Source organism: Avibacterium paragallinarum (assembly GCF_011765605.1).
Taxonomy (GTDB): Bacteria; Pseudomonadota; Gammaproteobacteria; order Enterobacterales; family Pasteurellaceae; genus Avibacterium; species Avibacterium paragallinarum.
The window spans coordinates 61,389-83,648 of the sequence record NZ_CP050316.1; the positions used below are offsets into that span (position 1 = coordinate 61,389).

Annotated in this window: 22 protein-coding genes; 14 read left to right on the top strand and 8 right to left on the bottom strand. The window is 44.4% G+C overall.

Going from position 1 to position 22,260, the window contains the following annotated elements; all coding sequences use genetic code 11:
* Positions 1–170: 170 nt before the first annotated feature.
* Together HBL79_RS00305 and HBL79_RS00310 are read right to left on the bottom strand one after the other, a co-directional pair.
* Positions 171–752, bottom strand: coding sequence for an aminotransferase class IV family protein (locus HBL79_RS00305; RefSeq protein WP_035687957.1), 582 nt, complete (start codon positions 750–752; stop codon positions 171–173).
* The gene (locus tag HBL79_RS00310; RefSeq protein ID WP_017807301.1) at positions 752–1,747 is read right to left on the bottom strand and encodes an aminodeoxychorismate synthase component I; all 996 of its coding nucleotides are present in this window, start codon (positions 1,745–1,747) and stop codon (positions 752–754) included. The genes HBL79_RS00305 and HBL79_RS00310 overlap by 1 nt, the downstream gene beginning before the upstream one ends.
* A gap of 58 nt (positions 1,748–1,805) precedes the next feature.
* Here HBL79_RS00310 and HBL79_RS00315 point away from each other — a divergent pair, with 58 nt between their 5' ends.
* The 13 genes from HBL79_RS00315 (at position 1,806) to HBL79_RS00375 (ending at position 13,708) form a co-directional block, all read left to right on the top strand.
* Positions 1,806–2,375, top strand: a complete 570-nt coding sequence (locus HBL79_RS00315; RefSeq protein WP_035687955.1) for an anthranilate synthase component II — start codon at positions 1,806–1,808, stop codon at positions 2,373–2,375.
* A gap of 118 nt (positions 2,376–2,493) precedes the next feature.
* A complete protein-coding gene (locus HBL79_RS00320) occupies positions 2,494–2,973 on the top strand; it encodes a Dps family protein (protein WP_017807299.1) in 480 nt (159 codons plus the stop codon).
* A 176-nt stretch (positions 2,974–3,149) separates the two neighbouring features.
* On the top strand, positions 3,150–3,491 hold the full coding sequence (locus HBL79_RS00325) for an avidin-fold protein (protein WP_017807297.1): 342 nt from the start codon (positions 3,150–3,152) through the stop codon (positions 3,489–3,491).
* Between the two features lie 80 nt (positions 3,492–3,571).
* Positions 3,572–4,930 (top strand): tRNA uridine-5-carboxymethylaminomethyl(34) synthesis GTPase MnmE, encoded by a 1,359-nt coding sequence (gene mnmE, locus HBL79_RS00330; RefSeq protein ID WP_017807296.1) that lies wholly within the window; start codon positions 3,572–3,574, stop codon positions 4,928–4,930.
* Between the two features lie 80 nt (positions 4,931–5,010).
* The gene (ribF, locus tag HBL79_RS00335; protein WP_017807295.1) at positions 5,011–5,964 is read left to right on the top strand and encodes a bifunctional riboflavin kinase/FAD synthetase; all 954 of its coding nucleotides are present in this window, start codon (positions 5,011–5,013) and stop codon (positions 5,962–5,964) included.
* A 162-nt stretch (positions 5,965–6,126) separates the two neighbouring features.
* Positions 6,127–8,946 (top strand): isoleucine--tRNA ligase, encoded by a 2,820-nt coding sequence (gene ileS / locus HBL79_RS00340; RefSeq protein WP_035687953.1) that lies wholly within the window; start codon positions 6,127–6,129, stop codon positions 8,944–8,946.
* Between the two features lie 169 nt (positions 8,947–9,115).
* Positions 9,116–9,610 (top strand): signal peptidase II, encoded by a 495-nt coding sequence (gene lspA / locus HBL79_RS00345; protein WP_017805307.1) that lies wholly within the window; start codon positions 9,116–9,118, stop codon positions 9,608–9,610.
* A complete protein-coding gene (ispH, locus tag HBL79_RS00350; protein WP_035687950.1) occupies positions 9,607–10,551 on the top strand; it encodes a 4-hydroxy-3-methylbut-2-enyl diphosphate reductase in 945 nt (314 codons plus the stop codon). Before lspA ends, ispH begins: the two co-directional genes overlap by 4 nt.
* Positions 10,552–10,694: 143 nt before the next feature.
* The gene (locus tag HBL79_RS00355) at positions 10,695–11,213 is read left to right on the top strand and encodes a PepSY domain-containing protein (protein ID WP_035687945.1); all 519 of its coding nucleotides are present in this window, start codon (positions 10,695–10,697) and stop codon (positions 11,211–11,213) included.
* Positions 11,214–11,288: 75 nt separating this feature from the next.
* Complete coding sequence (locus HBL79_RS00360; protein ID WP_035687942.1) at positions 11,289–11,957, top strand: response regulator; 669 nt, start codon at positions 11,289–11,291, stop codon at positions 11,955–11,957.
* Positions 11,957–13,288 carry an ATP-binding protein gene (locus HBL79_RS00365; RefSeq protein ID WP_017805311.1) on the top strand — a complete coding sequence of 444 codons (1,332 nt, stop codon included), beginning with the start codon at positions 11,957–11,959 and terminating at the stop codon, positions 13,286–13,288. The genes HBL79_RS00360 and HBL79_RS00365 overlap by 1 nt, the downstream gene beginning before the upstream one ends.
* A 42-nt stretch (positions 13,289–13,330) precedes the next feature.
* Positions 13,331–13,483 carry a hypothetical protein gene (locus HBL79_RS00370; RefSeq protein ID WP_156127751.1) on the top strand — a complete coding sequence of 51 codons (153 nt, stop codon included), beginning with the start codon at positions 13,331–13,333 and terminating at the stop codon, positions 13,481–13,483.
* Between the two features lie 21 nt (positions 13,484–13,504).
* On the top strand, positions 13,505–13,708 hold the full coding sequence (locus HBL79_RS00375; RefSeq protein WP_035687940.1) for a hypothetical protein: 204 nt from the start codon (positions 13,505–13,507) through the stop codon (positions 13,706–13,708).
* Between the two features lie 70 nt (positions 13,709–13,778).
* Here the strand turns inward: HBL79_RS00375 and argH are convergent, their stop codons facing one another.
* From argH to argC, 3 genes are all read right to left on the bottom strand, one after another.
* Positions 13,779–15,155 carry an argininosuccinate lyase gene (gene argH / locus HBL79_RS00380; RefSeq protein ID WP_017805313.1) on the bottom strand — a complete coding sequence of 459 codons (1,377 nt, stop codon included), beginning with the start codon at positions 15,153–15,155 and terminating at the stop codon, positions 13,779–13,781.
* A 68-nt stretch (positions 15,156–15,223) separates the two neighbouring features.
* On the bottom strand, positions 15,224–15,997 hold the full coding sequence (argB, locus tag HBL79_RS00385; protein WP_026138446.1) for an acetylglutamate kinase: 774 nt from the start codon (positions 15,995–15,997) through the stop codon (positions 15,224–15,226).
* 23 nt (positions 15,998–16,020) lie between these two features.
* Entirely contained in the window at positions 16,021–17,028 is a 1,008-nt protein-coding gene (gene argC / locus HBL79_RS00390) for an N-acetyl-gamma-glutamyl-phosphate reductase (RefSeq protein ID WP_021723631.1), read from the bottom strand.
* Positions 17,029–17,142: 114 nt separating this feature from the next.
* Between argC and argE the strand changes: the two genes are divergently transcribed.
* Complete coding sequence (argE, locus tag HBL79_RS00395; protein WP_035687937.1) at positions 17,143–18,294, top strand: acetylornithine deacetylase; 1,152 nt, start codon at positions 17,143–17,145, stop codon at positions 18,292–18,294.
* 912 nt (positions 18,295–19,206) lie between these two features.
* Here argE and HBL79_RS12315 read toward each other — a convergent pair.
* From HBL79_RS12315 to HBL79_RS00405, 3 genes are read right to left on the bottom strand one after another with little or no spacing between them, the layout of a single operon-like run.
* A complete protein-coding gene (locus HBL79_RS12315; protein WP_035685195.1) occupies positions 19,207–19,479 on the bottom strand; it encodes a hypothetical protein in 273 nt (90 codons plus the stop codon).
* Positions 19,457–20,110 (bottom strand): DUF4376 domain-containing protein, encoded by a 654-nt coding sequence (locus HBL79_RS12320; RefSeq protein WP_035687934.1) that lies wholly within the window; start codon positions 20,108–20,110, stop codon positions 19,457–19,459. The genes HBL79_RS12315 and HBL79_RS12320 overlap by 23 nt, the downstream gene beginning before the upstream one ends.
* Positions 20,111–20,119: 9 nt before the next feature.
* Complete coding sequence (locus tag HBL79_RS00405; protein WP_046097262.1) at positions 20,120–22,258, bottom strand: tail fiber protein; 2,139 nt, start codon at positions 22,256–22,258, stop codon at positions 20,120–20,122.
* Positions 22,259–22,260 lie beyond the last annotated feature (2 nt).

Below are 22,260 nucleotides of genomic sequence, written 5' to 3' on the forward strand. Positions count from 1 at the left end.
GCCTGGGGCGGATGCGAGATGCAGATAACGGGGTTTTGTTGCTATTTTATATTAATTTTAATATACAAGGGGCGGACCGATGTGTCCGCCCAACATTTAACACAACCACTCTATTCGGGCAGGCACACAGCCTAGTCCCTACACAAATCATCAAAAGAGCGGTTAAAAACTCACAACGGATTCAATGCATTAATCAGTCTAATTTCCTCATAGTCAGCTAAATCCGTGAGAAAAATTGACCGCACTTTAATTTTATTTTGTTGTAGCAATGCGGTGCGTTGGGTGCCGATTAACAATGGGCTGTCGGGGGTGAACCATTGTGAGCCTTGGCGTAACACCAGATTACCAATGGAACAATCCGTTACCTTACCATTTTTGATAATCATAATCTCATCGCAGTCGCCTTTTTGTTTCAGCAATTCATTGAAAATAGCACGGTCACTGTATTTGAGGTGGTAGTCAATGTCATCGCAAATTACGGGTTGAAAGCGTTGGTAGGTTTTACGCTGATAGGGAAAACATTGCAGGTGATATTGCGTGGCGTTGTAGTCGATACGGCAGCGGATAAGCGAGCTTTGGTTGTTCGCCCAAAGTGCGGTGTTTTTTCGCAGAATTTTTGCTAGGGAAAAAATTTCATAAGGTTGCCCGGCATAAAATTCACGCAGACTAGTTTCATAACGCTGTTGGTGTTGGGCAAGATTTTGCACTTGTCCCTTTTCAATGCATAGGGTTTCAAACAGAGGAAAATTCATTATTTTTCACCTTCCTGATATTTAAGTGGAACATAAATTTTCTCTAACAATTCTTGATATTCTTGCGCTGCTTGGCTTTGAATAGTGATGCCGCCGCCACTGTGGAAAGCAGTGTTTCCGTTTTGCTGAGAAATAAAGCGAATGGCCACCGCACTTTCTAGGCTTTCGCCGTTAAAAATACCAAACACGCCAGTGTAATAGCCCCGTGGTGCTAGTTCGGCTTGTTGAATGGTGGCAACGGTTTTTTCTTTCGGCGCACCGCTGATTGAGCCAGCGGGTAAAAGTTGGCTAAGCATTGTGCCGATGTTGGCTTGCCAGTTTTTCTTAAGATCGGCGCAAATTTCAGAACTTGTTTGCCAGATCGCGCCACGTTCGGTAAAAATCTTTTCTAAATAACGAAAGCGTTTTACTTGCACATTTTGCCCTACGATAGCCAGATCATTACGCATTAAATCCACAATGGTGTAATGTTCCCGTTGTTCTTTTTCGCAATTGAGCAATTGATTTTCTGCATCAGGCAAGTTGGCGTTAATCGTGCCTTTCATTGGGTAAGTGAAAATTTGGTTATGCGAGATTTTCACGAAAGGTTCAGGGGAAAAGCAGACAAACTCGTTTTTAAACAAGAGTTTATATTTCGCCTGCGTGGCAGAAAAAAGTGTATTTAGATCGTAATTTATCGCAATCGGCGTGGCATAAGTCAGATTAAGCAAATAGGAATTTCCTTGCTGTAACGCCTGCTGCACAATCTCAAAACCTTGCTGATAAGTGGCGAAATCAATGGGAAATTTTTCTAGCTTAAAGGGCTGTTTTGGGGGGGCTTTTTGTGCCGTTGCAAGATTATTTTGGCTGGCAAATTCAAACCAAATGCCTTGCTCTGCACATTGTTCAAGAGGGCAAATGATGGGCTTTTGCTGTTCAAAATCAATCAAAAAGAAAAAGGGCGTTCGCTGGTTTCCTAGTTGGTTGGCTTGTGAAATCAAGTCATTCAATAGCATAAAAAGGGCTAATCAAGTAAGATAACAAACATTTTGGTCATTGTAGTGAATCCCTGAGATGAACACAAATTTATTAATTATCAATAATCACGATTCTTTTACCTATAATTTGGTGGATTTAATTCGTCAATTTGACGTGCCGTTTTCTGTGGTGAATGTGGAACAGCTAAACCTTGATGAAGTGGATAATTTCAGCCATATTTTGATTTCCCCCGGCCCTGATGTGCCAAGTGCTTATCCACAGCTGTTTGCGATGTTGGAGCGCTATCAGCATAGCAAATCCATTTTGGGTGTTTGCCTTGGGCATCAAACCCTGTGCCAGTTTTTTGGCGCAACCTTGTATAATTTGCCGCAGGTACGACACGGGCAGGCAAAGCAAATCAAAGTGCGGTCAAATTCTGCCTTATTTTTCGGCTTGCCCACCCAATTTCAAATTGGGCTTTATCATTCGTGGGCGGTCTCGCAGCAGCATTTTCCGCCTCAATTGGAGATTACCGCCACTTGCGAAGACGATGTGATTATGGCAATGCAGCATCGCCATTTGCCGATTTTTGGCGTACAATTTCACCCAGAATCCTATATTTCAGAACAGGGCAAGGCATTAATTGCTAACTGGCTGAAAACTTAAGGCTATCGATGGGTGAGTGATGAATAGTTTTAAGCTATCAAATCTATCATTTATATCCATTTTATTTGTAAGGGATTAATCCCTATTATATTTCCAACAAAACAGAGGAGAACATACTATGGCAACAAATATCGGCTTAGACAAAGCAACTTCAGAAAAATTAGCACAAGAACTCAATAACTTACTTGCGACTTATCAAGTATTTTATATGAACGTGCGTGGTTATCACTGGAACATTAAAGGGGTAAACTTCTTTGAATTACACGCAAAATTTGAAGAAATTTATGATGATTTAGTGGTGAAAGTGGACGAAATCGCAGAGCGTATTTTGACTTTAGGCTATACGCCAAGCAATGCGTTCAGCGAATATTTAACCAAATCTTTAATTAAAGAACACGTTAGTGTAAGCGAAGCACAAGAATGCTTAAGCGGTACGTTAAGTGGTTTCAAAACCTTGTTGGAACAACAACGCGAAATCCTCGCCTTAGCTGCCGATGCTGATGATGAAGGTACAGCTTCACAAATGAGCGACTACATCAAAGAGCAAGAAAAATTAGTGTGGATGTTTACTGCTGCTTGTGAAAGTTGCAATAAATAATTACAAACTTTACTGAAAAGGCGATCGATGGATCGCCTTTTTTACTTTATATCTTTCATTGTGTTTTCGAATATCGCTTTAGGCTATGAGGATTTTCAATTTTTACTAGAAAAATGAGTAAAGATAAATACTTAATAATATATAATAAAGTAAATTTGTCTTTGTAAGGAATGGTAATGGAGTATAACCTCAACCAAAAAATCTTCGCCGCCGTTGTAAATAGCGAAAGTGGGGAAGTGAGTAACCAAACGCGTTTTCATTATTTTCAACAAGGCACGATGATTTGGGCTGAGTACGCAGGCGGTGAAATTAAAAAAGGTTTTCTGATTGGCAAATTTATTTCTGATAATGAAATTAGCTTTACTTATCAACATCTTAATCAGCAATTTGAAAACCGCCTAGGCAAATGCGTTAGTAAAATTTCCTCCTTGCCTTCAGGCAAATTGTGTTTAAATGAACAGTGGCAATGGCTAGACGGCGAGCAAGAAACAGGCGAATCAGTCATTGAAGAAATTTAAAAACTCATTGAGAAAAATTTAAAATCAACTTAACAAAATCTAAGCATTTTAAAGTGCGGTGTTTTTAGGAAACATTTTTTATGACAAAAGAAACCATTGTCGCCCAAGCCACGCCGATCGGACGTGGGGGCGTGGGGATTTTAAGGGTGTCAGGGCCTTTAGCCAATCAGGTGGCTGAAGAGGTGCTAGGCAAGCCTCTCAAACCGCGTTTGGCAAATTATTTGCCTTTCAAAGATAGCGATGGCACGGTGTTAGATCAGGGAATTGCGTTATTCTTCAAAGCCCCAAACTCTTTCACGGGCGAAGATGTGCTTGAATTGCAAGGACACGGTGGGCAGATCATTTTAGATCTTCTCCTCAAACGCATTTTGCAAGTGAAAGGCGTTCGCTTAGCACGTCCAGGGGAATTTTCCGAGCAGGCATTTTTGAACGACAAACTCGATCTTGCACAAGCAGAGGCGATCGCCGATCTCATTGATGCCACTTCTGAGCAAGCAGCACGCTCAGCCTTAAAATCCTTGCAGGGGGAATTTTCCAACAAAATCAACCAGTTGGTGGATTCCGTCATTTATCTGCGAACCTATGTGGAAGCGGCGATCGATTTTCCTGATGAAGAAATTGATTTCTTAGCCGACGGCAAAATCGAAGCCAAATTGCGTGAAATTATTGCTCAACTTGACAGCGTGCGAGCGGAAGCCAAGCAAGGAACGATTTTGCGTGAGGGAATGAAAGTAGTGATCGCGGGTCGCCCAAATGCGGGAAAATCTAGCCTACTTAATGCACTGGCAGGGCGTGAAGCTGCCATTGTTACCGATATCGCAGGCACAACCCGTGATGTGTTGCGGGAACATATTCATATTGACGGAATGCCGTTGCATATCATTGATACCGCAGGCTTGCGTGATGCCACCGATGAAGTAGAACGCATTGGGATTCGCCGTGCGTGGGACGAAATTGAGCAAGCAGATCGCATTATCCTGATGTTGGACAGCACTGATAGCGAAGAAAATCTCGCGCAAGTGCGGTCAGAATTTTTGGCAAAATTGCCCGATAATATCCCTTTAACTCTTGTGCGAAACAAAGCGGATTTGAGTGGCGAGGCAGAAACTCTCCGCGAACAAAATGGGCAAACCACCATTAGCCTTTCAGCGAAAACCCAAGTGGGCGTGGACTTACTGCGTGAACATTTGAAGCAAGCAATGGGTTATAACACCAGTGCCGAAGGGGGCTTCTTAGCCCGCCGCCGCCATTTGGAAGCACTAGAACAAGCGGATTTACATTTGCAAGCAGGGCTAATTCAGCTCACTGAATTTCACGCGGGCGAATTGCTCGCCGAAGAATTGCGAATGGTGCAAAATCACCTCAGCGAAATCACTGGGCAGTTTACCTCCGATGATTTACTCGGCAGCATCTTCAGCTCATTTTGTATCGGTAAATAAGTCGGTAGAAAATTAAAGTGCGGTGTGATTTTGTTATTTTATTATAATAATGCGATGATTTTTGATAACGGAATTAAATAATGCAATTAATTCGAGGATTGAACCATTTACCCCAAGCGTTGCAGCAGGGCTGTGCTTTAACCATTGGTAATTTTGACGGTGTGCATTTGGGGCATCAGGCTGTGCTACGCCATTTACGCGAAAAAGCCACGGCGTTGTCTTTGCCAATGGTGGTGATGTTGTTTGAGCCTCAGCCGAGCGAATATTTTATGGGGGATAAAGCACCGCCACGACTAATGCGATTGCGGGACAAATTAAGTGCATTAGCGGATTTGGGCGTGGATTATGTGGTTCGTATCAAATTTAATCGGGCTTTTGCTTCCCTTTCCGCCGAGCAGTTTATTCAAGAATACTTGGTACAGCGGCTCAAGGTGAAATTTTTGAGTATCGGCGATGATTTTCGCTTCGGTGCAGGGAGGCAAGGGGATTTTGCCTTATTGCAACAAGCGGGCGAAAAATATGGCTTTACAGTGGAAGATAATTGCAGTTTTCAGCTGAATGAGCAACGTATTAGTAGCACGGCAATTCGTCAAGCCTTGGCGGAAGACGATTTAGCCCTTGCCCAGCAATTATTAGGCAAGCCTTATTGCATTTATGGGCGCGTGGTGCAAGGCAATAAATTAGGGCGAACCATCGGCTTTCCTACCGCGAACATTCGTTTGCAACGCCAAGTCAATCCCGTCAAAGGGGTTTATGCGGTGAAAGTGAAATTGCCAAATGGTGCGGAATATAAGGGCGTGGCAAATATCGGTCGTCGCCCGACCATTAATGGTGTGAAGCAACTGCTCGAAGTTCATCTGTTTGATTTTAAACAAGATATTTATGGGCAACCCTTGCAAGTGGAACTCTGCGATAAAATCCGTGATGAGGTGAAATTCCCTTCTTTTGACTCGTTAAAAGAGCAAATTGCCAAAGATGTGGAAGTGGCAAAGGATTATTTTAGCCAAGCCAAAAGAACGAGTTCAATGGCTTAAAGTGCGGTAAAAAAGTTTCCAAAAAAGCACCGCACTTTAATCAGGGATTGAATAACAATTCCCAGCCCCCATTCTTTAACATTAGGCTATTTATGCGTATAATGCGGGAATCATTGTGCATTAAATGCAAAATTTTATTTTTATACAACGTGGAAAAAACAAATGTTGAATGAAACTGTAGATTACAAAAACACGCTAAACCTGCCAGCGACAGGTTTCCCAATGCGTGGCGATCTGGCAAAACGCGAGCCAGCAATGCTAAAAAATTGGTATGAGAAAAAACTTTACGACAAAATCAGACAAGCAGCACAGGGGAAAAAATCCTTTATTCTGCACGATGGTCCTCCTTACGCCAACGGCTCAATTCACATTGGACACGCTGTAAATAAAATTTTAAAAGACATTATTATTAAATCTAAAACCGCAGCGGGCTTTGACAGCCCTTATATCCCGGGCTGGGACTGCCACGGTTTGCCGATCGAATTAAAAGTGGAAGGCTTGGTAGGTAAAGCGGGCGATAAAATTTCTGCCGCACAATTCCGCGAAGAATGTCGCAAATATGCCTATGAACAAGTGGAAGGGCAGAAGAAAGATTTTATCCGCTTGGGCGTGTTAGGGGATTGGGATAATCCTTATTTAACAATGAATTATGACACCGAAGCGAATATCATTCGCACCCTTGCCAAAGTGGTGGAAAACAACCATTTATACAAAGGCTATAAGCCCGTGCATTGGTGCTTGGATTGTGCTTCTTCGCTGTCTGAAGCGGAAGTGGAATACGAAGACAAAACCTCGCCGTCAATCTATGTGGCATTCCCTGCCGTTGATGAAAGTGCGGTGTTAAATCAATTCAATTTAACAGAAACGGGGAGTGGTGAAATTTTTGCTGTAATTTGGACAACCACCCCTTGGACGTTGCCATCAAACCGTGCCATTGCGGTGAATGCGGATTTAGATTATCAACTGCTCCAATTTGGCGATAAACGCTTGATTTTAGCCAAAGATTTGGTGGAAAGCGTGCAAAAAGCCCTTGGTGAAGAAAATGTGAAAGTACTAGGCTCAGCCAAAGGGGCGGATTTAGAATTGCTCCGCTTTAACCACCCATTCTATGAGTATAGCGTGCCTGTGATTTTGGGCGATCACGTTACTACTGACGGCGGTACGGGCTTAGTGCATACCGCTCCCGATCACGGTCAGGACGACTATATTGTCGGACAAAAATACGGCTTAGAAATGGCGAATTTAATTACTGACGCAGGTGTCTTTAATGACAACACACCATTCTTCGCGGGCAAAAAAGTCTTTGAAAGTAACGACTTAGTAATTGAAAAACTCATTGAAAAAGGCAATCTGTTAAAAGTACAAAAAATTCGCCACAGCTACCCGCATTGCTGGCGACACAAAACGCCAATTATTTTCCGTGCCACACCACAATGGTTTATCGGAATGGAAACTAACGGCTTACGCAAGCAGGCGTTAGAGGAAATTAAAAAAGTGCGTTGGATTCCAGATTGGGGTCAAGCACGCATTGAAAAAATGGTAGAAAACCGCCCAGACTGGTGTATTTCCCGTCAGCGTACTTGGAATGTGCCGATCGCCCTGTTTATTCATAAAGACACAGAAGAGCTACACCCGCGTTCGTTGGAATTAATCGAAGAAGTGGCAAAACGCGTGGAGCAAGCGGGCATTCAAGCGTGGTGGGATCTCGATCCTGCAGAATTGCTTGGCGAAGAAGCGAAAGATTACAAAAAAGTACCAGACACCCTTGATGTGTGGTTCGATTCAGGGTCAACCTATAATTCTGTCGTGAAAGTTCGCCCTGAGTTTAACGGCAAAGAGCCAGATATGTATTTGGAAGGCTCGGATCAACATCGCGGTTGGTTTATGTCGTCCTTAATGCTTTCCACCGCAACAGACAATAAAGCCCCGTATAAACAAGTACTTACCCACGGTTTCACAGTGGACGGACAAGGGCGTAAAATGTCGAAATCCATCGGCAACATTGTTACACCGCAAGAGGTAATGGACAAATTTGGCGGCGATATTTTACGTTTATGGGTGGCTTCCACCGATTACACAGGGGAAATGTCGGTTTCTGATGAAATCCTCAAACGTGCGGCAGACAGCTATCGCCGTATTCGTAATACCGCCCGTTTCTTATTGGCAAACCTTAACGGCTTTGATCCGAAACGGGATTTGGTCAAGCCAGAAGAAATGATCGTACTCGATCGCTGGGCGGTGGATTGTGCTTTAAACGCACAAAAAGAAATCCAAGAAGCCTATGATAATTATCAATTCCACGCGGTGGTTCAGCGTTTGATGAAATTCTGTTCAATCGAAATGGGATCGTTCTATTTAGATATTATCAAAGATCGCCAATACACCACCAAAGCGGACAGCCTCGCACGCCGTAGCTGTCAAACTGCATTGTGGCATATTGCCGAAGCCCTCGTGCGTTGGATTGCTCCAATTTTATCCTTTACCGCTGATGAAATTTGGCAATATATCCCTGGTGAGCGTGCGGAATTTGTGTTTACCGAAGAGTTCTACAAGGGATTATTCCCATTGAACGCGGATGAAACAATGAATGACGCTTACTGGCAACAAGTGCTAAAACTGCGAGATGAAGTCAATCGCGTATTAGAGCAAGCCCGTGCGGATAAAGTGATAGGTGCGGCATTGGAAGCGGAAGTTACCCTTTACGCAAACGAAGAATACGCGAAGATTTTATCTCAATTAGGCGATGAATTACGCTTTGTGCTGATTACCTCAAAAGCCGAAGTGAAACCACTTGCCGAAGCTGATGTTGAGGATGGTGAAGTGGACGGCTTTAAAGTGAAAGTGGTGCGTTCTGCTAATGAAAAATGCCCGCGTTGCTGGCATTATTCCGACACCATCGGACAAAACGCCGCCCACCCAACGCTTTGTTCTCGTTGTGTAGAAAACGTGGACGGCGAGGGAGAAGTCAGACATTTCGCGTAAAAAACGTCAAAAAATCTGACCGCACTTTGTCTGCAAAATAACAAAGTGCGGTGCTTTTTTCGCACGCTTTTTGTGTAGCTATTTGTCGGGGCGAACCTGTGTGTCTGCCCGTATTAATAAATAGCGAATTGTAGCGATAAAAACATCGCTGAATAAAACAGGATACCCAATGTTAAAAAAATCAGGACTAGCGTTCCTTTGGCTAAGTGCGGTGGTTTTTGGCATCGATTTATTGAGTAAATATGCCGTTGTGAGCCATTTTGCCCTGTATGACAGCGTGCAAATTTTGCCCATTTTTAACCTCACCTATGTCCGCAACTATGGGGCAGCCTTTAGCTTTTTAGCGGATCATTCAGGCTGGCAAAAAACCTTTTTCATTTTGCTTGCTATCGGCATTTCCGCAATGCTTTGCGTATTTTTAGCCAAAAATAAAGCAAGCCAACGCTTACAAAATAGTGCCTATGCTCTAATTATTGGCGGTGCGTTAGCTAATATGGCAGATCGGGCTTACCACGGCTTTGTAGTGGATTTTTTCGATTTTTATTGGCAACAATGGCATTATCCCGTGTTTAACGTGGCAGATATTGCCATTTGTATTGGGGCGGCATTGCTTGCCATTGATGCAATAAAAAATGGCGAGAAGAAAACGGAGAAAGCCAAGTGAAAATTATTTTAGCCAACCCGCGTGGTTTCTGTGCGGGCGTAGATCGTGCCATTAGCATTGTGGAATTAGCTTTAGAAATTCACGGTGCACCGATCTATGTTCGCCACGAAGTGGTGCATAATCGCTTTGTGGTCAATGGTTTGCGTGAGCGTGGTGCGGTGTTCGTAGAAGAATTAGACGAAGTGCCAGATGGGGCGATTGTGATTTTTTCCGCCCACGGCGTTTCCCAAGCGGTGCGTCAAGAAGCGAAAAAACGCGAGCTAAAAGTGTTTGATGCCACCTGTCCGTTGGTTACCAAAGTGCATATGCAAGTGGCACGAGCCAGTCGCAAAGGCACAAAAGCCGTGCTAATTGGACACGAAGGCCATCCCGAAGTGGAAGGCACAATGGGGCAATATGATAACGCGGAGGGTGGGATCTATTTGGTGGAAGATGTGGAAGACATCGCCAAACTGGCGTTGAGCAAAGAGGACGACATCACCTTTATGACGCAAACCACCCTGTCTATTGATGACACTAGCGAGGTAATCGCAGCATTAAAAGCGAAATATCCCGCCATTCAGGGGCCGCGTAAAAATGATATTTGCTATGCCACCACCAACCGCCAGCAAGCGGTGCGGGAGCTGGCAGAGCAAGCGGATTTGGTGATCGTTGTGGGATCGAAAAATTCCTCAAACTCAAACCGCTTGGCAGAGCTGGCTACCCGAATGGGCGTTACCGCGAAATTGATCGATGATGCTAATGACATTGAAGAAGCTTGGCTGAACAATGTTTCTACGATCGGCATTACCGCAGGAGCATCTGCCCCTGAAGTGCTGGTGCAATCGGTGGTTAATCGCTTAAAAGAATTAGGCGTAACCCAAGTGGAAGAGCTACAAGGCTGCGAAGAAAACACCGTGTTTGAAGTGCCGCGAGAGCTACGCATTAAGGAAGTGAATTAAAGGCTTCCGCGAGCGGTGCAATTTTTTTGAAAAAAATGTGTTTGCTAATTTTGTGCTAATTTTGGCTTTTTATAATGCTCCCGTCGTTAAGGAAGTGAACAGCAACCTACGATGAATTTTAATGATTAACAAAGGAGTATACAATGAAAAACTTACGCAAAACACTTTTAGCCACCGCCTTAATCGGTGCAGTAACCTTCGGGGCATTGGGAACGGCTTATGCGGACAGCTTGAAAGACACCGCAATATTTGATCAAGCCAGCATCACCGCACAACAAGCGATGGATCAGGCAAAATCCAAATTCGACGGCAAAGTGATCGAGGTGGAACTCAAGCACAAGAAAGACAATCTCTACTATGAAGTGAAATTGCTGAAAGAGAGCGAAACGCAGGAATTTAAAATTGATGCCAAAACGGGGGACGTGTTGGGATCAAAATCTGAGCAAAAAGCGGAACAGGCTGAAAAACGCCAGCGTTTGCAGCAAGAGGTGAAAATTTCACTCACCCAAGCAATGGACATCGCCCAACAGCAAACGGGCGGAAAAATCAAGGAGATTGAATTTAAGGTGAAAAAAGATCGCCCGCAATATCAGATTAAAATGATCGTGAATGGCAAAATCGAAAAACTTCGCCTTGATGCCAACACGGGCGAGCGTTTCTAACACCGAATGAAATTTGACTTCAGCAACCGCATTGATAAAGTGCGGTTGTTTTTTTATTAGTTTTTTGGAGGCAAAATGCGAATTTTATTAGTGGAAGATGACAAAATGATCGCACAGGCAATGGTGGAGAGCCTCAAAGAAAGCCATTATGCGGTGGATTGGGTGAACAACGGAAACACTGCCGAGCAGGCATTAATCACGCAAACTTATGATCTCGTCTTGTTGGATCTCGGGCTACCAGGGCAAGACGGCTTGCAGTTATTGCAACGCTTACGCCAACAGAAAAACACCACGCCCGTGTTAATCGTTACCGCCCGTGATGACATAGACAGCCGTTTAGCGGGGCTAGACGGCGGGGCAGACGATTATTTGATAAAACCCTTTGATATGAACGAGTTACAAGCCCGCATTCGTGCCATTTTACGCCGCCATTACGGACAAAGCTCGCCGAAAGTAATCAACGGCGATATGAGCCTTGACCCCACTACCTACCAAGTGGAAGTGAACGGCGAAGCCATTCCGCTGAGCAACAAAGAATTTGCCTTGCTCCAAGTGCTAATGACGCGGGCGGGGATTATCCATTCCAGAGCAGAGCTAGAAGACAAAATCTATGCGTGGGGCGAAGAGGTGGAGAGCAATGCCATTGATTTTCTTATTCACAGCTTGCGGAAAAAACTCGGCAAAGAGCGAATAAAAAATGTGCGAGGCGTGGGCTGGCTAATGGCGAAAACGGAGGCGGTATAATGCGTTCCATAAAAGCAAGGCTCAGTTTCAGCTTGATTTTGACCGTTGTCATTGTTGCGATTTTAGGCAGCGGTTGGGCGTTTTACGATACCTATTACCAAACTCATAAACTGCAAGATGAAATGCTCAAACAAATTTCGAGCTACATCTCACCGCACTTTGTACACGAAGAAAAATACAATGAAAACGGCATCGCGGTTTACTTTATTGCAAAGGATAAACCTACGGATCAGCTCAAATTGCCCGAAAATCCACAAAATGATTTTTACACCTTCGCACGAAAAAAAGGGCATTATGCAGTATTGAATAACAAAAAAAATTCCTTTCATTATGACCTAAAAAACGCGGGCAAGTTGTATCGCGGCTATCTTCGCACCGTGCCGCAAGGCGTTATCGTGGTGCTACAAGAAAATGAATACCGCGAAGATTTAGCCATTCACGCCGCACTGGCGAATTTTCTTCCCTTTATGCTGATTTTGCCCCTTATCGCCGTGCTGATTTATGTGATCACACGCCAAACAATGCAACCCATCGAACGGCTTTCGCAAAAAGTGCTACAACGTTCTCAGCAAGATCTCACCCCCTTACCGACAAACCATTTACCCAATGAAATTACGGGCTTCGTGTTGGCGATCAACCAATTTTTAGCACGCACGGATCGCTTCATTCAACAGCAAAAACGCTTTATCGCCGATGCCTCGCACGAATTGCGTAGCCCGATGACAGTGATTTCCTTACAGGCGGAACGCCTCACTCAGCACCCGCTACCGACGGAAACCGTCCAGCAAGTAGCACAGCTCAACCAAAGCATTCAACGCAGTCGCCATCTTTTGGAGCAATTACTTTCCTTAGCTCGAATGCAAAACGGCGAAAAAACGCACCGCACTTTATGTGCCATTCAATCAGTATTTAGCCAAGTGATCGCCGATTTATACCCCCTCGCCGAACAAAAACAACAAGATTTAGGCGTGGAGTCGCCCCAACCGATTTTCTTTCAAGGCAACGAAACGGAACTTTATCTTTTAATCAAAATCCTAGTGGATAACGCCATTCGCTACACGCCAACGGGCAGCCGCATTGACCTCTGGGCGGAAGACAGGGCAGAGCATTTAATTTTGAACGTGGAAGACAACGGCAACGGCATACCTACAGCGGAACGCCAACGCGTGTTCGACCCGTTCTATCGCATACTTGGCTCAGACCAAATGGGATCAGGATTAGGGCTTGCCATCGCCCAGCAAATTGTCCAAAACTATGGCGGAAAAATTGAGCTACGCGACAGCCGCCACTTCCCAACGGGGCTATGGGTGCGAGTGAGCTTAGCGAAGTAACACTGTAAAAAAGTGAAAGAAGTTTAGCGATATACTAATTTTGTGCTAATTTTTCTTTTGTATGATGAGGGCAATGAAAAACGTATCGCAAAAGGCATTTCACGTTCAACCGCATTAAGCCGAAAACGTACAAAAAGTACGGCAAGGCGAACTGCGTATGAAATGAAAACCAGCCCGCGAGCTTTTAACCCCTAACATTTTAAAGAGGACAAATTTATGTTGCACAATTTCATCACCTTTTTACAAAACTTTTTATTAGCCGCCATTAACTTTGCCGTAATGGGAAGCCTCGTATTATTTACCCTATCCGCCTTCTGCATCAGCTCCTTAGGCTTCGTATTCGCCACCCTACTTGCACGCGGAAAAGACGACAATATTATTGACATAAAAGCCGAACGCGTGTGGTTTGGGGAAAAATAAGAAACCTTACTGATATAGCAAGGTTCTTATTGATATATTATTTAAAAGATTATTACAAGCTAAAATAATTTTATGATCTCAACCGCACTTTCGCTTCAGCAATGGCTTCGGCGACCCGTTGTGGGGATACGCCGCCTTTGGCACAGCGTTTGTCGAGGCAGGATTGGAGGGAGAGAATGGCGTAAATATCGTCGCCTACAACGTCGCTAAATTGGCGGAATTCTTCTAGGCTGAGATCTTCTAACCCTTTATGCACGCTGATGGCATATACCACGGTTTCACCAACGATATGGTGTGAATCACGGAATGGCACGCCTTTGGCAACTAAGTAATCCGCAAGTTCGGTGGCATTGGAATAGCCTTTCAATGCCGCTTCACGGGTGCGATCCACATTCACTTTAATATCATCTAACACGAAAGTCGCCATATCTAAGCAGTCTTGCCAAGTGTCCAACGCATCGAAGATCCCTTCTTTATCTTCTTGCATATCTTTATTGTAGGCGAGTGGCAAGCCTTTGACGGTCATCAACATTCCTGTTAATGCCCCCACCACACGCCCCGCTTTACCGCGGATTAATTCGCACGCATCAGGGTTTTTCTTCTGAGGCATTAATGATGAACCCGAGGTTACGCGATCGGAAAGCTCGACAAAATCCGCTTCGCCACTATTGAAAATGATCATATCTTCCGCAAAGCGGGAAAGGTGAGCCATACTCAACGAGGCGGTGGAGAGCAATTCGATAATGTGATCGCGATCGGATACGCTGTCTAAACTGTTACGGGTAGCACTGGCAAAGCCGAGATCTTGGGCGAGGGCTTCGCGATCAATTGCATAAGCCGTTCCCGCTAACGCACCGCTACCGAGTGGGCAAGTGTTCATTCGTTGATAGGCATCGCTAAGACGTGAATAATCGCGATCGAGCATTTCCACATAAGCCATACACCAATGGGCAAAAGTGATGGGCTGGGCACGTTGCAAGTGGGTGTAGCCCGGCATTACGGCGTGTTGGTTGTTTTCCGCTGTTTCAACGAGTTTGCGTTGCAACGCACGAATGGAATATTGCAATTCCGTTACACGCTGTTTGCACCACATTTTGATGTCGAGTGCCACTTGGTCGTTACGGCTTCGCCCCGTGTGCAGTTTTTTACCAAGATTGCCTACTTTATTGATGAGCTTACTTTCTACCCAGCTGTGAATATCTTCCGCGTCATCTTGTAAAATCCCTGTTAAATTTGACCGCACTTCGATCAGCAATTCATTCAAGGCTTGTTCTAATTGTTGTTGCTCTGCTTTTGTTAATACGCCGACGCTCACCAAGGCTTTTGACCAGCCGATCGAGCCTTCAATATCTTGCTCAGCAAGGCGATAGTCAAAACGTAATGAATCATTAAAATCTTTAAACCGTTTATCTGCGGCTTGTGTGAAGCGTCCACCCCAAAGTGCCATAGTTTTTCCTTATTTTTGCTTTTATGGTTAAAAATGTAGAATGGCTGCCATTCTACAAGGGTTTATTATCAAGGTAAAATTCTTGTGCCGATTATCTCACCAGCAAAAAGTGCGGTCAATTTTTCTGGGTATTTCCAGTTGGCAATATCCACGCCCGTATTGAGTATTTTAGCTGCATCTAGGGCAGCATTGACTTTAACAATCATTCCGTCTGTGATGACACCTTGCTGAATAAGCTGGCTGATTTGCTCGCTGTTGAGCTGTTCCAATCGCTGTTTGTTTTCGTCTAGCACGCCGTCCACATCAGAGAGCATTACCAAATCCCCTTGAATTAAAGCGGCGATGGCAGTGGCTGCTTGATCCGCATTCACATTCATTAAGCGACCTTGCTCGTCCACTGCGATAGAGCTGATAATCGGCAAAAATGCCTCGCTGAGCAAATGGTGCAGTAACTCAGGTTTGTTTGGCACAACATTGGCGACGTGCCCCAGCTCTACATCAAATTGATGGGCTTTGGTGAGCTTACCGTCCGCAAGGCAAAGCCCGACAGGGTTTAGGTTAAACTTCGCCGCTTGTGCCACTAAGGTTTTATTGGCGATCCCCGCAAGGGCAGCAACTATGATGTCAATTTGATTTTCAGGGGTAACCCGCAAGCCATTTTTCTTTTTCACTGGTAAATCAAGGCGTTGCATTAATTCATCAACCACACAGCCACCACCGTGTACGATCAACAGCGGGCGAGCAAAATGTTGCTGATACTCCGCAAGGGCGGTAAATAAATTTTCCATTGCCTGCGGGGTATCCAACAGCACGCCGCCTAATTTAATGACTAAGGGTTTCATTGTTTTCATTTCGCGTTATTCCTTTAAATTAATCCTAAACTCTCTGCGAAGCCATAACGAATATTTGCACATTGCACCGCCTGTGCCGCCGCGCCTTTGAGCAAATTATCTTCCGCACCCACAATAATAATATAGCCATTTTTAACCGCAAAACCAATGTCGCAATAAGGGGTGAACTCCACCGCTTTAATGCTCGGCAAGCCTTGCTCATAAACACGCACAAGGGGCTTGTTAGCATAATATTGCTGATATGCCTCGCGGATTTGTTGCTCGCTCACGCCGTCTTTCAGTTTGGCGGTAATGGTGGCTAAAATTCCCCGTTTAAAATTGCCAAGGTGTGGGGTGAAAATCACCTCTGTGCCTAAATGGGTGGCGATTTCGGGCTGATGACGGTGATTAAACACGCCGTAAGCATTCAGGCTCACCTCGCAAAAACTGTTGGTTAGGGAGGCTTTACGCCCCGCACCGCTCACGCCACTCACTGCATTGATGATCGGTAACTGATTGAGATCCAACAAATGATTTTCAATTAACGGCTTTAAGCTCAGTTGCGACACGGTAGGGTAACAGCCTGCCACGGCGACTAAATCGGTTTGTGCAATGGCGGCAGCGTTCCATTCTGCCAAGCCATATACCGCTTGCTTTAATAACTCAGGGTAGCGATGTTCAAAGCCGTAATATTGCGGATAAAACTCAGGGCAATTAACACGAAAAGCCCCTGATAAATCAAACACTTTGCAATCATTTTGCAAAAAAATCGGGGCGAGATCGTGGCTTACCTCGTGAGCAGTGGCAAAGAAAACCAGATCATTTTCTTGTGCCAGCGAAGTTAAATCTTCCCCCAAAGGTTGCAAGGGTAAATCCACAACCTGCTTCAGTTGGGGATAAATCGCAGAAATCGCCTTATGAGCATCTTGGCTCTGAGCCGAAACATACAAGCCGTTAAGCTGAAAGTGCGGGTGCAAGTGAAGAATGCGAGCCAATTCCGCCCCCGTGTAACCGCTCGCCCCAATAATAATTGCTTTTTGCATAGCTAAATGTGCCTTATACTGAACAAAATAAACCGAATAATTTGATTAATTATGCTATTATTGTGCATAATTAATCACAAGGCAACTTAAATTTCACTGCATAAGGAAAAATGAATGAAAAAACGACCGCACTTTATGGAAATGTATTCCCAGCTCATCGCCTTACCTACCATTAGTAGTGTTGAAGCAGAATATGATCAAACCAACAAAACCCTGATTGATCTGCTTGCCACTTGGCTGGCGGATCTTGGCTTTAACATCAACATTATGCCTGTTGAAGGAAGCCGAAAAAAATTCAATTTATTAGCCACTTATGGCGAAGGTGAGGGCGGTTTGTTGCTGGCGGGGCATACCGACACCGTCCCCTTTGATGAAGGGCGTTGGACATTCGATCCTTTCAAACTCACAGAAAAAGACGGCAAATTTTACGGTTTAGGCACGGCAGATATGAAAGGTTTTTTTGCTTTCGTACTGGAAACCTTGCACAACCTTGATCTCAGCAAACTCAACAAGCCGTTGCGAATACTCGCCACCGCCGATGAAGAAACCACCTTGCTCGGGGCAAGAGTATTCAGCCAGCACAGCCATATTCGCCCAGATTGTGCCATTATTGGCGAGCCAACTTCCTTAAAACCCGTGCGTGCGCATAAGGGACATATCGGACAAGCGGTGCGAATTATGGGAAAAACGGGGCATTCGAGCGATCCTGATCGTGGCGTGAATCCCATTGAATTAATGCACGAAGCCACAGGCTATTTAATGGAAATGCGTAATGAGTTAAAGGAAAAATATCATCATTCTGCCTTTGCCATTCCTTATCCCACAATGAATTTTGGCGCAATCCACGGCGGTGATGCGGTAAACCGTATTTGTGCCTGTTGCGAACTGCATTTTGATATTCGCCCTCTACCGCAAATGCGATTAGAGGATCTCAACGAAATGCTACAAGAAAAATTGCGTCCGATGTTTGAAAAATGGGGCGATCTGATTTCCATTCGCAATCTACACGAACCCACCCCCGGCTATGAATGCGAACATTCCGCCCAAGTGGTGCAAGTGGTGGAAAAATTGTTGGGTGAAAAATGTGAAGCAGTCAATTACTGCACCGAAGCCCCATTCATTCAACAGCTTTGTCCAACCTTGGTACTCGGCCCTGGCTCAATCGAACAAGCCCACCAGCCCGATGAATACCTAAGTGCCGAATTTATCCAACCCTCTCATCAATTATTGCAGAAATTGATTCAGCATTTTTGTGTTGAAAGCTAGAGAATTATCTATTGTTAAATAAAGAGCAAGAATTAGTAACCAATTATTTATAGTGAATTTATTTGAGAAAATATTGATTTTGAGGCATAGAAAATAAAACGGTATAGGGAATTTAACATCATTTATTTACTAGAGTTTTGCAGCCTAGAATGATATTAACATATCGAAAACGCTATAAAGTGGACTATTTTCTAGTGCGTGATTTTAGACACTGTGGCATATTGCTACTAAAAATCTGATATGGCAGACAAAATGGTTATTTTTTAAGAGTCTATGTTTCTATTCCTCCATCAGTCCTGGCAAAAAGGAACAAATGAAAATTCAAATGGTTTACTGAGGGAGTATTTTCCGAAAAGATGTTACGCCATTTTCGGAAGCTAACTAGAAAACCCCCTATGAAGTTTATTTTGATAAAGCGTTGTTGTTAGTTTGACAATTCAAGCATTATTAAATTAGGCACTAAAATCATTAATCAATATGAAGAAAATGAACGATAATAAATGATCAGATATTAAAAAAGCCTTGATTTACAAGGCTTCTTAAACTGTTTTGAATTAGTATGAACTACTATGAATTATGAAATTGGTGGAGATAATCGGGATCGAACCGACGACCTCTTGAATGCCATATTTGTCTATTATTATAAAATAATTTATAAAACAATGCCTTACATCTCTTGTTTGATTTTTTATTGCTGTAGTACGCCGTTGTTTTTAGTTATATAACAAGTATCACTGGCACAAAATTGACACAAAACAATTATCAATATTTCCCACCTTTTTATATCTATTTCGTCAAATTTACGTCAAACTAAAACCCTTTCTCCACACAACATTCTTTTCTCGTTATATTTAACATTACTTAAACAAAAAAACGAGAGCCATCGCCCTCGTTTTATTCCCAGCTTAGGTTTCAGTGATGAGCGGTAAAATCCTCCGGATATTGCCGCCGTTTCACCTCGCTTTCATAGGCGGTTTTGCAATGGTCTTTGTCGAAAAACAGCCCATTCACCAGCCGAAACCAAAACCGCCAGCGGGCTTTGGGTTTGCTCTCTAACACGGCTCGGCGGTAACAACGGCTGGAAAAGGTTTCATCTGCCCCACCGCCCGTTAAGGCGTTGCAAAGTTGGTCGAGGGCAATCAAAACGTGATAGCCCCACGTTTTAAATGGATTTTTCTTGCTCATTTTGGTATTCCTCATAGGTTTGCGACCAGCCGATTGACCAATCATACTCAAGCGGATTTTCCGCTTGTTCTAACAAAATTTTGTGCATATAGGCGTTTTCAAACATTTTTTCTTTGAGCGTTTTCGCCGCGTTCCACACCGCTTTAAATTTGTCAAAATCTAACGGTTGTGCCGTGTTATCCGCACAAATCAGGGTGAAAATACGTGGCTCGCCGTTTTCCTCCGTTTTGCCGTTTAAGTCAAAATCCGCTTTGATTTCTACCAAGGTGGCACGCCCTTTTTCATCTGTATCCACCCATTTGCCGATTTCTGGCACATACACACCCCCATCAACACAGTTATTTCTTTTGGCATTAATTTTTGACCGCACTTGATTTCGCTGTTCGCTGAGCCGCTCCCCTTGTCTTGCCTCATCCATCACCCATTTTCCCCCTTGCAATCTGTGATAAGGGCTTGGCTGGGGCTCAATCAAAACGGGATAGCCCCGCTCATCGGGGATAATCTGTTTTCCCTCACTTTGCCCGATAAGTAAAGTGCGGTAGGTTTCTTCGCTAATTTCTACTGAACCCTCGGGGATAACATGTATCCCCGCTAGGAAAAAACCTTGTGTGAGTCTGTTAAAAAAATACATTGTTCCCCCTTAATAACCTATTGCTAAAAACATCGTGTCATTTCGCTGGCTGACTACCTCAAAACCACTATTATCCATCTGTCCACGGCTTTGTACGGTACTTGTGTAGCTCCACATCTTAGTAAACTCTGTGAGTCCAATAAAAAATACTTGATTAGGAAAGGTTATTGGAAATGTTACTCGCCGTTGTGTGGTTGCTTCCCACCCTGCTCTAAACTTACCCCATTGAATAATTAATCCATTGGGCAATTTGCTCCAGCCATTTTCTGTAAACTGTTGGCTAAAAAGATTGTTAAGGTATTGCTCTACGCTTCGTTCAAAATCCGTTATTTCACTCACCCTATGCGTATGTAACACGTCCGCTTTTTTTGCCTTCACTTCTTGAATATCTTGTGCCAATCTACTTGCATCAAGTTGCCCTGCATTAGCAATCTCTCCAAACGCCTTAATCCAAAACTGCACCCCATCGAGCGTGTTTTGTGCTTTAATGCAGAGTTTGAGAACAAGGGATTTCGGGCGCGTTTCTTCCGAAGTTCGCGTATCTTTCTCTGTCGTATCCTTCGTAGAAGCAAGGTAGGTTTTTGCCCTTGCCCCATCGGCGACCGCCGTGTTGTTCGCCTGCACCCTGCCTTTTTGTGCGGGCTTAAACGCACCCGGATCCACATCGGTGGTATCACTATCGCGAATAACGACAGTGATATCTTTCTCGGCTTGATAATCGCCCCCTGCTTCGGTAGGAATATAGTGAAAGTGGTCTTGAAGGGCGTCTTGTTGCACCTCACCCACCGCAAGCAATGCCCCCGCGTTACGAATAAAGCGGTCTTTCGCTTTCGGCACGGCGGAAAGGCTGCCATATTTCGCCACAAGGTGGCGATACAGTTCGGGATAAGCCTGTTCACTCACCTGCTCTTCAATGTCATCAAAGGCAATCCAGCCCGCCGGAATGTTATCTGTGGGAAAATACGCCGTCATTCCCACATCAGAGCGGCGTAAATCAGGCAGTTTGTTGTTATTGCCTAACGCGCGGTATAAATCGGGGTAAGTGCTACTACCAAAAGTTGAGCCATCGCATCGCAAAAATCCGTGCGGATTTTGCACCGCACTTGGAAATGCCACGACCGCGCCGACAGGAATGATGCTTTGGATTTTCTCGTCGACCCAACCCCGATACGCTACAACCTCATTTTTAGTAAGCTGCGGAAATGCTAAACAGCGTTGCTCGCCACTTGCAGAGCGATAGACATAATTAAATCTTGGGTCGGTTGCTGAGGCAGGATTGACGTCCCACTGCCAATAGCCACCATCGGGTAGGGTGGCACGGATGCGCCCCCAACGATTGTTAGCAATATTAATAAGACCTGTTGCGGTTATATCTGGTGCGGCAATATTACCCGTAAATGTCCCACCAAGCTCGGTCATAATGCGCTTTTGACCAAGGTGATTGCCATTGGCATCAAAGGCTGTCGTAAATATATCCCAAGCAATATTGCCCGTTGAGCTACCATAAGCAAAGCAAATCCCCCTTGCGTGAGCATTGGTGCTGTAGTGTGGGTGGGTAATGTGCATCATCAACCCATTGAGCGGGAGATTATTAAGTCTATCGCCATTAGGGCGGTAAAAGCCGCTGTAGGTATAGCCATTAGCCTTGGTGTAGTCGATGGTCTTCAAAAATGCCTCGCCACCAACCTTATCTAGCTTGATGCCGTTAAGGTCATACACTGCCTTACTTGTGGCTACGGTGTCTTCACTTTCACTGTCGGTGGCACTGGATTTTTGATTGGTACGAATAAATTCGTTAATTTCATCCAGATCGATTGCCCAGCGTTTCCATTTATCTGTATCAGCGGTATTAGGTGGGCTATTTTTGTTTTGCATTAAGGCTCGATAGGTTTTGCCTTGATGTTGTACATATGCTCCTTTCGGGTAATCTAAGGTTGCTGACCATTCAGGCAAGCCTCGTTGTAAATGGTAAAGTAGATTTTCGTCAATGCGTTTGAACAGGAAGTTAAACCATTCCATAGGCGGAATACCTTCTGTTTGTTCAAAAGTGATCCCCCATCCTCTTAACATATCAGGAAAGTTATCGATCTCATTTCGTTTAGCTTGGCTTGCGAAGATCTGTTCGTCAGGTTTATTGGCAATGCTCATTG